The 12,626-nt window shown below is 64.9% G+C and carries 11 protein-coding genes; 5 read left to right on the top strand and 6 right to left on the bottom strand.

What is annotated here, in order from left to right; all coding sequences use genetic code 11:
• The first annotated feature begins 3 nt into the window (after positions 1-3).
• A complete protein-coding gene (locus ABIB78_RS31215; protein ID WP_429031616.1) occupies positions 4-915 on the top strand; it encodes a complex I NDUFA9 subunit family protein in 912 nt (303 codons plus the stop codon).
• Positions 916-1,488: 573 nt separating this feature from the next.
• On the opposite strand, the gene ABIB78_RS31210 is transcribed toward ABIB78_RS31215, so the two are convergent.
• Positions 1,489-2,223, bottom strand: coding sequence for an SDR family NAD(P)-dependent oxidoreductase (locus ABIB78_RS31210; RefSeq protein WP_429031613.1), 735 nt, complete (start codon positions 2,221-2,223; stop codon positions 1,489-1,491).
• A 199-nt stretch (positions 2,224-2,422) separates the two neighbouring features.
• On the opposite strand from ABIB78_RS31210, the gene ABIB78_RS31205 reads away from it, so the two are divergent.
• Together ABIB78_RS31205 and puuE are read left to right on the top strand one after the other, a co-directional pair.
• On the top strand, positions 2,423-2,836 hold the full coding sequence (locus tag ABIB78_RS31205; protein WP_429031610.1) for a DUF3830 family protein: 414 nt from the start codon (positions 2,423-2,425) through the stop codon (positions 2,834-2,836).
• A 1-nt stretch (position 2,837) separates the two neighbouring features.
• Positions 2,838-3,776 (top strand): allantoinase PuuE, encoded by a 939-nt coding sequence (puuE, locus tag ABIB78_RS31200; RefSeq protein ID WP_429031607.1) that lies wholly within the window; start codon positions 2,838-2,840, stop codon positions 3,774-3,776.
• A 211-nt stretch (positions 3,777-3,987) separates the two neighbouring features.
• Here puuE and ABIB78_RS31195 read toward each other — a convergent pair whose 3' ends face one another.
• From ABIB78_RS31195 to ABIB78_RS31175, 5 genes are read right to left on the bottom strand one after another with little or no spacing between them, the layout of a single operon-like run.
• Positions 3,988-5,520 carry an ABC transporter ATP-binding protein gene (locus ABIB78_RS31195; RefSeq protein WP_429031604.1) on the bottom strand — a complete coding sequence of 511 codons (1,533 nt, stop codon included), beginning with the start codon at positions 5,518-5,520 and terminating at the stop codon, positions 3,988-3,990.
• Entirely contained in the window at positions 5,517-6,200 is a 684-nt protein-coding gene (gene biuH, locus ABIB78_RS31190) for a biuret amidohydrolase (protein ID WP_429031601.1), read from the bottom strand. The genes ABIB78_RS31195 and biuH overlap by 4 nt, the downstream gene beginning before the upstream one ends.
• 16 nt (positions 6,201-6,216) lie before the next feature.
• Positions 6,217-7,143: an ABC transporter permease gene (locus ABIB78_RS31185; protein WP_429031598.1), complete on the bottom strand. Its 927-nt coding sequence runs from the start codon at positions 7,141-7,143 to the stop codon at positions 6,217-6,219.
• Between the two features lies 1 nt (position 7,144).
• A complete protein-coding gene (locus ABIB78_RS31180; RefSeq protein ID WP_429031595.1) occupies positions 7,145-8,254 on the bottom strand; it encodes an ABC transporter permease in 1,110 nt (369 codons plus the stop codon).
• Positions 8,251-9,360, bottom strand: coding sequence for a BMP family ABC transporter substrate-binding protein (locus ABIB78_RS31175; protein WP_429031592.1), 1,110 nt, complete (start codon positions 9,358-9,360; stop codon positions 8,251-8,253). Before ABIB78_RS31175 ends, ABIB78_RS31180 begins: the two co-directional genes overlap by 4 nt.
• Before the next feature lie 372 nt (positions 9,361-9,732).
• Between ABIB78_RS31175 and ABIB78_RS31170 the strand changes: the two genes are divergently transcribed.
• Positions 9,733-11,004 carry an allantoate amidohydrolase gene (locus ABIB78_RS31170; RefSeq protein WP_429031590.1) on the top strand — a complete coding sequence of 424 codons (1,272 nt, stop codon included), beginning with the start codon at positions 9,733-9,735 and terminating at the stop codon, positions 11,002-11,004.
• Between the two features lie 191 nt (positions 11,005-11,195).
• Entirely contained in the window at positions 11,196-12,434 is a 1,239-nt protein-coding gene (locus tag ABIB78_RS31165; RefSeq protein ID WP_429031589.1) for an ATP-binding protein, read from the top strand.
• The last annotated feature ends 192 nt before the right edge of the window (positions 12,435-12,626 follow it).

Below are 12,626 nucleotides of genomic sequence, written 5' to 3'. Positions count from 1 at the left end.
AGGATGGCAGCGAACAGTCGCACCGTCACTGTATTCGGCGGAACCGGTTTTCTCGGCCGCCGCATCGTTCAGCATCTGCGCGATCACGAGTTTCCCGTCCGGATCGCGTCAAGGCATCCAGATCGCGGGCGCAGTCGGTTTGGACCGCGTGATTCCCAACTTCTGTTCGTCCAGGCCGATATTCACGACGAACGGTCTGTCGCAAATGCGCTTGCCGGCGCTTACGCCGCTGTCAACACCGTCAGCCTTTACGTCGAGCACGGGCGTGAGACGTTTCATTCCGTTCATGTCGAGTCCGCCCAGCGGGTAGCGGCCCAAGCGCACCGGGCCGGAGTCAAGAGACTCGTTCACTTGTCAGGCATCGGCGCCGATGCCGCGTCTCAATCGCGGTACATCCGAGCGCGCGGCGAAGGTGAACTGGTGGTCAAGGCTACGTTTGCCGGCGCGCATATCATCCGACCCGCCGTCATGTTCGGACCGGACGATGCGTTTCTTACGACCATCCTCAACCTTCTCCGCCGGCTGCCGATCTATCCGATGTTCGGCCGCGGCTCGATGAAACTGCAGCCGGTCTGTGTGGAAGATGTGGCGGAGGCGACTGTTCGGATCATCCAGCGAGCCGAGACGCAACCGACGATCTTCGAGTGCGGCGGCCCTCGCGTTTATTCCTACGAAGAATTGGTCGGAATCGTCGCGCATCAGGCTGGCCTTGCGCCCATCCTGGTCCCGATCCCGCTCGCCGTTTGGCACGCCCTGGCATGGGCTTCCGAAATACTCCCGGACCCGATTCTCACGCGCAATCAGGTGGAGCTGATGCAGATCGATACCGTGTCGTCGCCCGGCCTTGTCGAACTTGGGATTTCGCCGCAGCCGGTTGAGGCAATACTCCAAAAGATGCTGTCAAAGTGCGGATGACGGGGACTCATCGGTTAAATCCGCTTCAGATGGCTGGTTCGCGCGCTACCATTACAGGACGCGATGGCTTATCCGCCGCTCGACGGCGGCAATATGATTGTGCGCCGTCGGCAGCTGCAGGTAGTTCGGGGTCAACTGACCTTGGGGTCACGAACGACAAAACTCAAAGTGAGCATAACGCGTCCGCTTTCGGGCGCATCGCGACCAAAGCGCTTCTTGGCCCCCTAAATCCAGGGGCAATCGCATATGGCAGTTTGAGGCGATCGGAGTTCCCACAAACTCGTCATGCCCGGGCTTGTCCCGGGCATCCACGTCTTCGTTTCCACGCGAAGAAAAGACGTGGATGGCCGGGACGAGCCCGGCCATGACGGCGCGGAAGAATCGGTTCATTCCAAATGCGATTGCGCTGCCCCAAGTCCAGGGGCCGAATCGTGCGCTACGAACTCACCGACAATGAGTGTCTGCCATCAAGCCGATGCTGCCGAATAAGCCGCGCGGCGTCGCCGCCAACTACCTTGCCTTCGTTCAACTCGCATCGATCAAGCTATGGCTGCGCGCTAGTGAGTCCGCGCCCTAGTTGAACGCCATGCCCCCGCTCATCGCGATGGTCTGTCCGGTCATGTAGGGATTGTTGACCAGCAGCATCACGGCCTGCGCCACCTCCTCGGCGGTGCCGAAGCGGCCGATCGGGATCCGGCTGACCAACTCGCTCTGTCCCTTCATCATGTCGGTCTCGATCAGCGACGGTGCGACGGCGTTGACCGTAATGCCTTCCTTGACGAGGCGTGCGGCATAGCCGCGGGTCATGCCCTCCATGGCCGCCTTGGATGCGTTGTAGTGCGGCCCGATCGAGCCGGCGCCGCGCGCCGCGCCGGACGAAATGTTGACGATGCGGCCCCATTTCCGGGTGCGCATCATCGGCAGCACCGCCTGCGTGCAGAGAAACGCCGATTTGAGATTGACCGTAATGGTGCGGTCGAAATCCTCTTCAGTGAGATCGTCGACACCCTTGACGATCGCGATCCCGGCGTTGTTGATGAGGATGTCGACCGGACCGAGCTCGGATTTTGCGCGCTCGACCAGCCCGGCGACGGCGGCGGATTCCGAGACGTCGGCGGCGATCGCGACGGCCCGGCCGCCGGCGGCAATGATGCCCTTCGCCAGCGTTGCCGCTTCAGCCGACCGCTCACGATAATTGATTGCGACGGCGGCGCCGGCCTCCGCCAGCACCTTGACGATAGCCGCGCCGATGCCGCGCGATCCGCCGGTCACCAGCGCCACATGCCCGTGTAAAGTGTTTGTTGTCATCTGGTCACCCTGTTCGACGTGCCCTTGCAGGTTCGCAAACGGGGAGCCGGGGCGCAACGCAACCCTGCTCAAATCTGCGTTGCGGTGGACGCCATTGCGGCAAAAACCGTCATCTCACGCCGGAATCGGCCTTGCGTCCGGCGCGGGCCGGCGGCAATGGTTGGGGTGTCACTCCCCACAGCCCACCCACGAGAGATCGATGAGCAAACTGATTGTCAGCGCCGGCGAGTTCACCTTTGACGCCCGTTTCGAGGAGCAGCTCGCGCCGAAGACGGTTGCCGCGTTCCGCAAGGCGATGCCGTTCGAGAGCCAGGCGATCCACGTGCGCTGGAGCGGCGAGGGCGTCTGGATGCCGCTCGGCGATCTCGATTTCGGCGTCTCCTACGAGAACCACACAAGCTATCCGGCGCCGGGCCAGATCATCCTCTATCCCGGCGGCATCAGCGAGACCGAGATTCTGCTCGCCTATGGCGGCGTGCACTTTGCGAGCAAGATGGGCCAGCTCGCCGGCAATCATTTCATCACGCTGACCTCGGGGTTCGAGAACCTCACCACCTTCGGCAAGACCGTGTTGTGGAAGGGCGCGCAGAAGATCCGCTTCGAGGAAATCTGATGTGACCGAGGCCCGCTATCCGCGCGATCTCCGCGGCTACGGCCGCAATCCGCCCGATCCGAACTGGCCGGAAGCCGCGCGCGTCGCCGTGCAGTTCGTGGTCAATTTCGAGGAGGGCGGCGAGAACAACATCCTGCACGGTGATCGCGCCTCGGAAGCGTTTCTGTCCGACGTGCTGGGCGCGCAGCCCTGGGTCGGCCAGCGTCACGCCAATATTGAAACGATGTTCGAATATGGCTCGCGCGCCGGTTTCTGGCGGCTATGGCGGATCTTCACCGAGCGGAAGCTGCCGGCCACGGTGTTCGGCGTCGCGATGGCGCTGAAGCGCAATCCGGATGTCGTGGCCGCGATGCAGGAAGCGGGCTGGGACATCGCGAGCCACAGCCTGCGCTGGGTCGAGCACAAGGACATGTCGGAGGACGAGGAGCGCGAGGAGATCGCGCGTACCATTGCCGTGCATACCGAGGCGACCGGCGCGCGGCCGCTCGGCTGGTACACCGGCCGCTCCTCGATCAACACGCTGCGGCTTCTGATGGAGGCGGGCGGCCTGCGCTATCTCTGCGACTCCTATGCCGACGACCTGCCGTACTGGATCAAGGCTGCCGGCACCGAGCCGCATCTCGTGATCCCCTACACGCTCGATGCCAACGACATGCGCTTCATCAACGCGCAGGGCTTTGGCGGCGGCGACGAATTCTACACCTATCTAAAGGACAGCTTTGACGTGCTCTACGCCGAGGGCGCGACGCGACCCAAGATGATGTCGATCGGCCTGCATTGCCGCGTCGTCGGCCGTCCTGGCCGCGCCGCCGCGCTGATGCGCTTCCTCGACTACATCCAGAAGCACGAGCACGTCTGGGTGCCGACCCGGCTCGCGATCGCCGAGCATTGGCACGCCAACCTGAAGTATCTCGCCGAGCAGGCGTTTGAGATCGGCTAGCGAGCATTGGAGCGTGAGGGCGCTTCCTATACCTCGCCCCGCGTGCGGGGAGAGGTCGGAACGCATCGCTAGATGCGTTCCGGGTGAGGGGGAGTCTCCGCGAGTGCAGCTATCACCGTGTACGCGGAGGCGGCCCCTCACCACAACCCTCTCCCCGTAAGAACGGGGCGAGGGAGCGCAGTTCCGTCGAGGTTGTTGTTCTCTTCAGATCCTAATGCCCGGCCATGTGCCGGCCGATTTCCGTGAGGTCGGCCTCGCTGGCGCGGGCCTCGTGGACGAACGCGCCGTGGAACATCACGACCAGCCGATCCGACAGCTCCAGCAGCTCGTCGAGGTCCTCGCTGACCAGCAGCACGGCGGCGCCGCGGTTGCGCGCGGCCATGATCTCGGCGTGGATTTGGGCCACCGCCGCGAAGTCGAGCCCGAAGCACGGATTGGCGGCGATCAGCACCTCGACGTCGCCCGAGAGCTCGCGCGCCAGCACCGCGCGCTGCACGTTGCCGCCCGACAGCGCCGCGATCGGCGTCTCCGGCGTTCGGGTCTTGATCTTGTAGCGGTTGATCTTGCGCTCGGCGTCGTCGCGGAAGGCCGAGCGGTTCAGCCACCAGCCGCCGCGCGCGAATGGCGCGCGGTCGAATTCACGGAACGCGATGTTGTCGGCGACGCTCATGCCGCCGACGCAGGCGTTCTTCAGCGGCTCTTCCGGCAGCAGCGACATCCTGTGGCGGCGCATCTCCTCGCGGCTCGCCGCATAGGGTTCGCCCTGGACGCGGATCACGCCGCCCTCGGCCTCGCGCTGGCCGGCCAGCACCTCGACCAGCTGGCGCTGGCCGTTGCCGGAGACGCCGGCTATGCCGACGATCTCGCCGCTCTTCACGGTCAGCGACACGCCGTGCACGGCGATCGCGCCGACATCGTCGAGCGCGGTGAGCGTGTCGAGCTCGAGCCGGGGCGCGCCGGTCTCTCCGGTGCGCGGCGGCTGCACGGTCAACTGCTCGGCGCCGATCATGGTACGGGCCATCTCGTCGGGCGTCAGGTCGGCGACCCGGCCTGTGCCGGCAAGCTTGCCGCGGCGCAGGATCGTCACCTCGTCGGCGAAGGCCATCACCTCGCGGAATTTGTGGGTGATCATCAGGATGGTCAGTTCGCCCGCGACCACCATCGCGCGCAGCATGCCGAGCACCTCGTCGGCTTCGCCCGGCGTCAGCACCGAGGTCGGCTCATCCAGGATCAGGAAGCGGCGCTTCAAATAGAGCTGCTTGAGGATCTCGCACTTCTGCCGTTCCCCGGCGGAGATGTCGGAAACTCTTGCGTCGAGCGGCACCTTGAACGGCATCCGCGCCAGGAAGGCTTCGAGCTCCCTCTTCTCCTTGCGCCAGTCGACGACAGCCGGCACGTCGTCGCGCGCCAGCACCAGGTTCTCGGCAACCGTCATCGCCGGCACCAGCGTGAAATGCTGGTAGACCATGCCGAGTCCGAGCGCATGCGCGTTCTTGGGGTTGGCGATGGCCTGCTGGCGGCCGCCGACGAGGATGTCGCCTTCGGTGGCGTGGTAGTAGCCCATGATGCATTTCACGAGAGTGCTCTTGCCCGCGCCGTTCTCGCCAAGCAAAGCATGGAACGAGCCGGGCCTCACCTTGAGCTCGACATTGTCGAGCGCTGTGAAATCGCCGAACCGCATCGTCATGGCGATGGCGTCGACGCCGAACGCACCTGAAGGTGCAGGCGGTTCGCCGATGATCATGACAGCGCCCCGATCAGCTCGGCGGATTTGGCCACTGCGCCGAACACGCCGCCCTGCATCTTGATCATCTTCAGCGCATGGTCGTGGTTGCTCCTGTCGGTCGCGCCGCAGCAATCCTCGACCAGCAGGCATTCGAAGCCGCGGTCGTTGGCCTCGCGCATCGTGGTATGAACGCAGACATCGGTGGTAATGCCGGTCAGCACGATGTTCTCGATGCCACGCAGCCGCAGCATCAGCTCGAGATCGGTGGCGCAGAACGAGCCCTTGCCGGGCTTGTCGATGATGGGTTCGCCTGGCAGCGGCGCGAGATCGGCAATGATCTCCCAGCCGGGCTCGCCGCGCACCAGGATGCGGCCGCAGGGGCCGGGATCGCCGATGCCGGCGCCGATCTGGCGTGAACGCCAGCGCTTGTTGGCGGGCAGGTCGGCCAGGTCAGGCCGGTGGCCTTCGCGGGTGTGGATGACGTGAAAACCCTGCGCGCGCATCACCGCAAGCAGCGTCTTGATCGGCTCGATCGGCGCGCGGGTCAGCGAAAGATCGTAGCCCATCTTGTCAACATAGCCGCCGACCCCGCAGAAATCGGTCTGCATGTCGATGATGATGAGCGCGGTGTTCTGCGGCCGCAGGTCGCCATTATAGGGCCAGGCGTAGGGCTCGGACTTGATGAAGCGCTCAGTCATGGAATGATCTCGCTCGTCATCGGGTGATGGACAATTCGGCGGGCGCGCCGGTCAGTGTGCGCTTCGGCGAGCAGGTGATGATCATGATCGCCAAGGTCAGGATGTAGGGCGCGGCGTTGAACAGGTGGTAGCCGGAGGTGATGCCGACCGATTGCAGCGCGGGCCCGAGCGCGGCGGCGCCGCCGAACGCAAGCGAGGCCCACAGGCAGAGCATCGGGTCCCAGCGAGCGAAGATCACCAGCGCGACCGCGGTGATGCCCTGTCCGGAGGAGAGGCCCTCGTTCCAGCTGCCGGGATAGAACAGCGACAGGAACGAGCCGCCGATGCCGGCGAGGAAGCCGCCGACCATGGTGGCGCGCAATCGGATCAGCAGTACGGAATGACCCATCGCGCGCGCGGCGTCCGCGCTCTCGCCGGCGGTGCGGATCAACAGGCCCCAGCGCGTGGTCCTGAACGCCCAATAGAGCAGCGGTGCGATCGCGACGCCGATCAGGAACAGCACGTTGATGCGCAGCGCCGCGCGTACCTGCGGCACGTCGCTCCACCAGCCGAAATCGATCGCCGGCAGCCTTGCCGCGGTCGGCTCGATCAGCGGCTTGCCGAGGAAGAACGCAAGCCCGGTGCCGAGCAGCATCAGCGCGATGCCGACCGCGATGTCGTTGACGCGCGGCAGCGAGCAGATGCCGGCATGCAGCGCGCCGAACAACGCGCCGGTGATCCCGGCCGCGAGCACGCCAAGCCATGGCGAGCCGGAGAGATAGGAGATGCCGTACGCGCTCATCGCGCCCATCACCAGCGTGCCCTCGAGGCCGAGATTGATGCGGCCGGACCGCTCGGTGATGCACTCGCCGAGGCTGACGAACAGGAACGGCGTCGAGACACGGATGGCGCCGCCGAACACGGCGAGCGGAACGGTCCACAACCCGATCGATGCATCCGCCATGTCAGGACTTTCCCTTGAGGAAGCCGATCCGCCCGTAGAGCGCGTCGCTGGCCAGCACGAACACGAAGATGATGCCTTGCAGCACGAGTACCGAGGCGTCGGGCAGTCCGAGCCGCCGCTGCAACAGACCGCCGGAGGCGGAGATGCCGCCGAGCAGGATCGCCACCGGAACGATCGCGAGCGGATTCTGCCGCGCCAGGAACGCGACGAGGATGCCGGTGAAGCCGTAGCCCGCGGCGAGGTTGGCATTGGTGCGGCCCTGCACGGCCGCAACCTCGATCATGCCGGCAAGCCCGGCGCTGCTGCCGGCAAGGAAGCAGACCGTCAGGATCAGCTTGCTGACGCCAAGCCCCACGATCTTTGCGGCGCGGATGTTGCCGCCAGCGACGCGCGCGGCAAAGCCGAAGGTGGTGTGATAGATCAGGATGTAGGCGGCAACGGCCGCGACCAGCCCAAACACCAGGCCCCAATGCACATCGGTGCCGGGAATGCTGCCGATCATGTTGGCGGCGCCGATCTCGCGCGTCGACGGCTTGTTGAGGCTTGCCGGATCGCGCATCGGCCCCTCGACCAGGTGATTGAGGATGGCAAGCGCGATATAGACCAGCAGCAGGCTCGAGATCGTCTCGTTGACCCCGCGATATTGCCGCAAGCCGCCTGACAGCGTGATCCAGAGGCCACCGCCGATCATGCCCCCAATCACCATCGCGATCTGCACGACGATCGGTGCCGCGCCCTGCAGTGCCAGCGCAGCTGACGTCGCCGCCAACGCGCCGATCAGGAGCGCGCCTTCGCCGCCGATGATCACCATGCCGAGTTGCGCCGGCAGCGCCGTGCACAGCGCGGTCAGGATCAGCGGTGCGGCGCGGGTCAGCGTGTTCTGCCAGGAGAACCAGGTGCCGAACGCGCCGTAATACATGTAGAAATAGAGATCGAGCGGATTCTTGCCGTAGAGCGCGATGAAGCCTCCGAACACCGCGAGCGCGCCGACCAGCGCCGCGCCCGGGATCAGGATATATTCGATGCTCGCGCCGTAGCGCTGGAGGAATCCGGGATCGGCGGCCGGAGCAACCCCGGCCGCCTCCACCGATTCCGCCGTTTCCGTCGTCACGCGGTGGCTCCGATCACGCCCTCGACGAGATAGTCCATCTTCTCGAGCTCGGGATCCTGCTGGCCGCGGTCGGTGCCGCCGGCAATCACCGTCTTGCCCTTGTTGTCTGTAATTGGGCCCTTGAAGATAGCGAACTCGCCGGCGATGAACTTGGCCTTGACGTCGTCGGCATGCTTGCGCGCCTCCGCCGAGACCAGCTCGCCATAGGGCGAGACCTTGACGATCTCTTCCTTCAGGCCGCCGCGATAGAAGTTCGGGATCGCCTCGCCCGCCGTGATCATCTTGATGAATTTCGGATAGAGCGCCTCCCAGTTCCACTCGGCGCCGGTGAGATAGGCCTTCGGCGCCAGCGGCGACTGGTTGACGTGATAGCCGCACACCATGGCGCCGCGACGCGCGGCGTTCTCGACCATCGTCTTCGGTCCGTCGACATGGCAGGTCAGCACGTCGACGCCCTGGTCGATCAGGCTGTTGGTCGCCTCGGCTTCCTTGACCGGCATCGACCAGTCGCCGGTGAAGATCACCTGCGTGGTCGCCTTGGGATTGGCGAGGCGGGCGCCGAGCGTGAACGCGTTGATGTTGCGTAGCACCTGTGGGATCGGCTTGGCGGCGACGAAGCCGAGCTTGCCGCTCTTGGTCGAATAACCGGCGACGATGCCGGAGATGTACTGCGCCTCGTCGATATAGCCGAAATAGCTGCCGGCGTTCTTCGGGTCCTTGTCGGACCACAGGCCGCCGCAATGCTCGAAGTGCAATTTTGGAAACTTGGCCGCCATCTTGAGAACGTGCGGACTGTAGTAACCGAACGAGGTCGGAAACAGCAGCGTGGCGCCGTCGAGATTGATCATGGACTCGATGGTCTTCTCGACCGCATCGGTCTCCGGCACCTTCTCTTCCTCGACCACCTTGATGCCGGGAAGCTTCTTCAGCGCCGCCGCGCCCTGGGCGTGGGCCTGATTGTAGCCGTAGTCGTCGCGCGACCCGACATAGATGAAGCCGACCGTGGTTTCCGCTGCGGCCGCACCGCGAATGCCGAGCGTGCTGCCGAGCGCCAGCGCCGCGCTTCCCTGCAATAAATGCCTTCTTGAAATCCTGCCAAAATCCATCGCCTGCTCCCTCCGGCGGGTCCGGCCCGCCTGTCCTCGTCGCAGCCGCCTGACGGCGGAGCTTGGACGGAGTGTCGCAAGCTTCGTGCCAGAGCACATTTGGCGATCATCGTTCCGCAAGTTACTGAATATTAAAGAGAATGATTACTGGAGCGGAAAGGATCGGAAGCCGGCAGGGACTCGTTCGCCTATTTTATGAGCTATCGATCGGTGTTGTATGCAATGCCGTTAAGCAGTCGCTAACCGCCGGACGGCTGGCGCGAGCCCGGCCGTGGGCGGCGTACAAGGCGCGATTTGCTGGCTGGTGAATCAGATCGGGCCTGCTACGAGTGAAGCGGGCTCGGGTGCCGGGTTGGACCGATGGGAAACAGCATGAGCGAGAAGAAACCATCCGCGAAATCGTCCTCCCTTGGCGACGGCATCGTGGCGCGGATCGATCAACTCGCGGCAATCTCCGAGACGCCGGAGCATCTGGCGCGTGTCTTCCTCACCGACGAGCATCGCAAGGCGGCCGATCTGATCCTGTCCTGGATGCGCGAAGCCGGCATGAGCGCGCATCTCGATGCGATCGGCAATGTGTGCGGCCGCTACGAGGGTGAGCGGCCGGGCCTGCCAGCGTTGATGCTTGGCTCGCACTACGACACCGTGCGCGACGCCGGCAGCTGGGACGGCCCGCTCGGCGTCATCACCGCGATCGCCTGCGTCGTCGATCTGAATCGGCGCGGCAGGCGGCTGCCGTTCGCGATCGAGATCGTCGGCTTCGCGGACGAGGAGGGCGTGCGCTTTGCCTCGACCTTGCTCGGCAGTCGCGCGGTGGCCGGCACGTTCGACGAGAGCGTGCTCAACACCCGGGATCGCGCCGGAACGTCGATGCGCGATGCGCTGGTCGCCTTCGGGCTCGACCCCGATCATATCGGCAAGGCAGCGCGCGCCCGCCGCGAGCTGCTCGGCTATGTCGAGCTGCACATCGAGCAGGGCCCCGTGCTGGAACAGAAGGCGCTGCCGGTCGGCGTCGTCACCGCGATTTCAGGCGCGACCCGGCTTGCCGCCAATCTCACCGGCGTCGCCGGCCATGCCGGCACCGTGCCGATGCCGCTGCGGCGCGACGCCCTGGCGGGCGCTGCCGAATGCATCGTTGCGATCGAGGCGTTTTGCCGGAGCGACGAAGCTGGCCTCGTGGGCACCGTCGGCTATATCAGCGCGATGCCCGGCGCCACCAACGTGATCCCAGGCAAGGTGTCCTTCACGATGGACATCCGCTCGCAGAGCGACATGCATCGCAAGCGCGCCGTCGCCGACATCGTGCGGCAGATCGAGGCGATCGCCAAACGCCGCGAGCTCGCCTTGCAGATCGACGTCACCCACGAGAACCGCAGCGTGCCCTGCGCGCCGTGGCTGAAGTCCCAGATCGCCGAGGCCGTCGCTGGCGAGGGCCATGCCGTGTTCGAGCTGCCGAGCGGGGCAGGGCATGACGGCATGGCGATGGTCGACGTCGCCGATATCGGCATGATCTTTGTCCGCTGCCGCGGCGGGATCAGCCACAATCCGGCCGAGCATGTCGAACTCGCCGATGCCGACACCGGCGCGCGGGTGCTGCTGCGCTTCGTCGAGAATTTCCGACCGCACGGTGCAGTGAATATCTGAAGCTGCCGCAGGCCTTCGCTGACTGGCGCTTGCTGTCCACGTTGCGTCAGCATGCCGCAGGCGCCCAATCCAGGGTCCGCTGCCGACCCGTGCCGAATCCGGACAGATCAGATCATCGTTTCCGGCTCAGCTGGGCCTATTTGCGGTCCGGCCGTGAGGCGCTAGACTTGGCGCAACGGGGGGTAGTGAACATGAGGTCGTCCGTCGTCCAGGACGTTCAGTTCCCAAGACAACCGGCGCTGCAGCTGATCTATGACACTGCACCGATCGGTCTCGCCTATCTCTCTCCCGATTGCCGTTACCTTCAGATCAACCAGCGGCTCACCGAGATTTGCGGCATTTCGGTCGAGGGTCATCTCGGACGCACGGTGCACGATTGCGTGCCTGCACTGGCGACGGCGGTCGAAGGCATCGTTCGCTCGATCATGGAGACCGGAGAACCCGTGACCGGCGTGGAGGTTTACGGACAGCGCCCGGGCCACAATGACGAGCGATGCTGGATCACGCATTGGCACCCGCAGCGCGAACCGAACGGGAGCATCGTCGGCGTCAACGTTGCGGCCGAAGAGATCACCGATCGCAAGCGCAACGAACGCGAGATCCGCGCCGCCCGCGACGCAGCCGAGAAGGCCTTGCACCATCTGCAGGAGACCCAGGCCTCCTTGATCGAGGCGGAAAAGCTTGCGGCGCTGGGCCGGCTGGTGGCCGGCGTCGCGCACGAGATCAACAGTCCGGTCGGCACCAGCCTCACCGTCGCGTCAGTGCTGGAGCAGAAATGCGCCGACTTCGCTGCCGAGGCTGCGCGCGGCAAGCTGAAGCGGTCCAGCCTGAGCGATTTCATCGAGGTCGTCGAAAGCGCATCGTCGCTGCTTGTCGGCAACCTCACGCGCGCGGCGGATCTGGTGCAGTCGTTCAAGCAGGTGGCCGTCGATCGAAGCTATTTCGACCGGAGCCAGTTCGATCTCGGCGAAGTGACCGAGCAGGTGCTTTCGAACCTGCGTCCGGCCTTGCCGAAGAACAATCTGGCGCTTGAGGTCGATTGTCCGTCCGGTCTTGCGATGAACAGCTATCCCGGCCCCTACGGCCAGGCGCTGACCAATTTGTTCGTCAACTCGGTCGCGCACGCATTTCCGGATGGCAAGGGCGGTACCATCACGATCCGGTTGCGTGCGTCAGGTGCGGACCAGGTGGAAATCCTGTTCGCCGACGATGGCTGCGGGATGAGCCGCGAGGTGTTGCGGCAGGCGTTCGATCCATTCTTCACCACGCGCCGCGACCTTGGCCGCATCGGGCTCGGCCTCCACATCGTTCACAACATCGTCACGAACCGGCTGGGCGGCGAACTCCATCTCGACAGCGCCCCGGGCATCGGGACCAGCGTGCGGATCACGCTGCCGCGGCTGGCGCCGCAACGCGGGACCGATGGTTGATTGCAAAGATTGTCGTCCCTGCGAAAGCAGGGACCCATACTCTGCGGCGGAAATCGTGAACGGAATTCGTCGTTCCGGCGTCACGCTAGAACTGGCATTCGTGGTTGATGGGGTGGACGGCCCCCTACGGCATCAGTTGTGCCAGAATGAGGTTGTTGCAAATCTCAGACAAGGGAGCCGTCCGTGAGAGAG

Origin of the sequence: Bradyrhizobium sp. I1.14.4, from assembly GCF_050435825.1 — a bacterium.
Lineage (GTDB): Bacteria > Pseudomonadota > Alphaproteobacteria > Rhizobiales > Xanthobacteraceae > Bradyrhizobium.
The sequence above is the reverse complement of the archived record's forward strand: the minus strand, read 5'-3'. Positions and strand labels throughout refer to the sequence as shown.

Bases quoted from the DNA above. Each gene is read 5' to 3' on its own strand.
- ABIB78_RS31215 (WP_429031616.1), top strand. From the start codon at position 4: ATGGCAGCGAACAGTCGCACCGTCACTGTATTCGGCGGAACCGGTTTT.
- ABIB78_RS31210 (WP_429031613.1), bottom strand. From the start codon at position 2,223: ATGACAACAAACACTTTACACGGGCATGTGGCGCTGGTGACCGGCGGA.
- ABIB78_RS31205 (WP_429031610.1), top strand. From the start codon at position 2,423: ATGAGCAAACTGATTGTCAGCGCCGGCGAGTTCACCTTTGACGCCCGT.
- ABIB78_RS31195 (WP_429031604.1), bottom strand. From the start codon at position 5,520: ATGATCATCGGCGAACCGCCTGCACCTTCAGGTGCGTTCGGCGTCGAC.
- biuH (WP_429031601.1), bottom strand. From the start codon at position 6,200: ATGACTGAGCGCTTCATCAAGTCCGAGCCCTACGCCTGGCCCTATAAT.
- ABIB78_RS31185 (WP_429031598.1), bottom strand. From the start codon at position 7,143: ATGGCGGATGCATCGATCGGGTTGTGGACCGTTCCGCTCGCCGTGTTC.
- ABIB78_RS31175 (WP_429031592.1), bottom strand. From the start codon at position 9,360: ATGGATTTTGGCAGGATTTCAAGAAGGCATTTATTGCAGGGAAGCGCG.
- ABIB78_RS31170 (WP_429031590.1), top strand. From the start codon at position 9,733: ATGAGCGAGAAGAAACCATCCGCGAAATCGTCCTCCCTTGGCGACGGC.
- ABIB78_RS31165 (WP_429031589.1), top strand. From the start codon at position 11,196: ATGAGGTCGTCCGTCGTCCAGGACGTTCAGTTCCCAAGACAACCGGCG.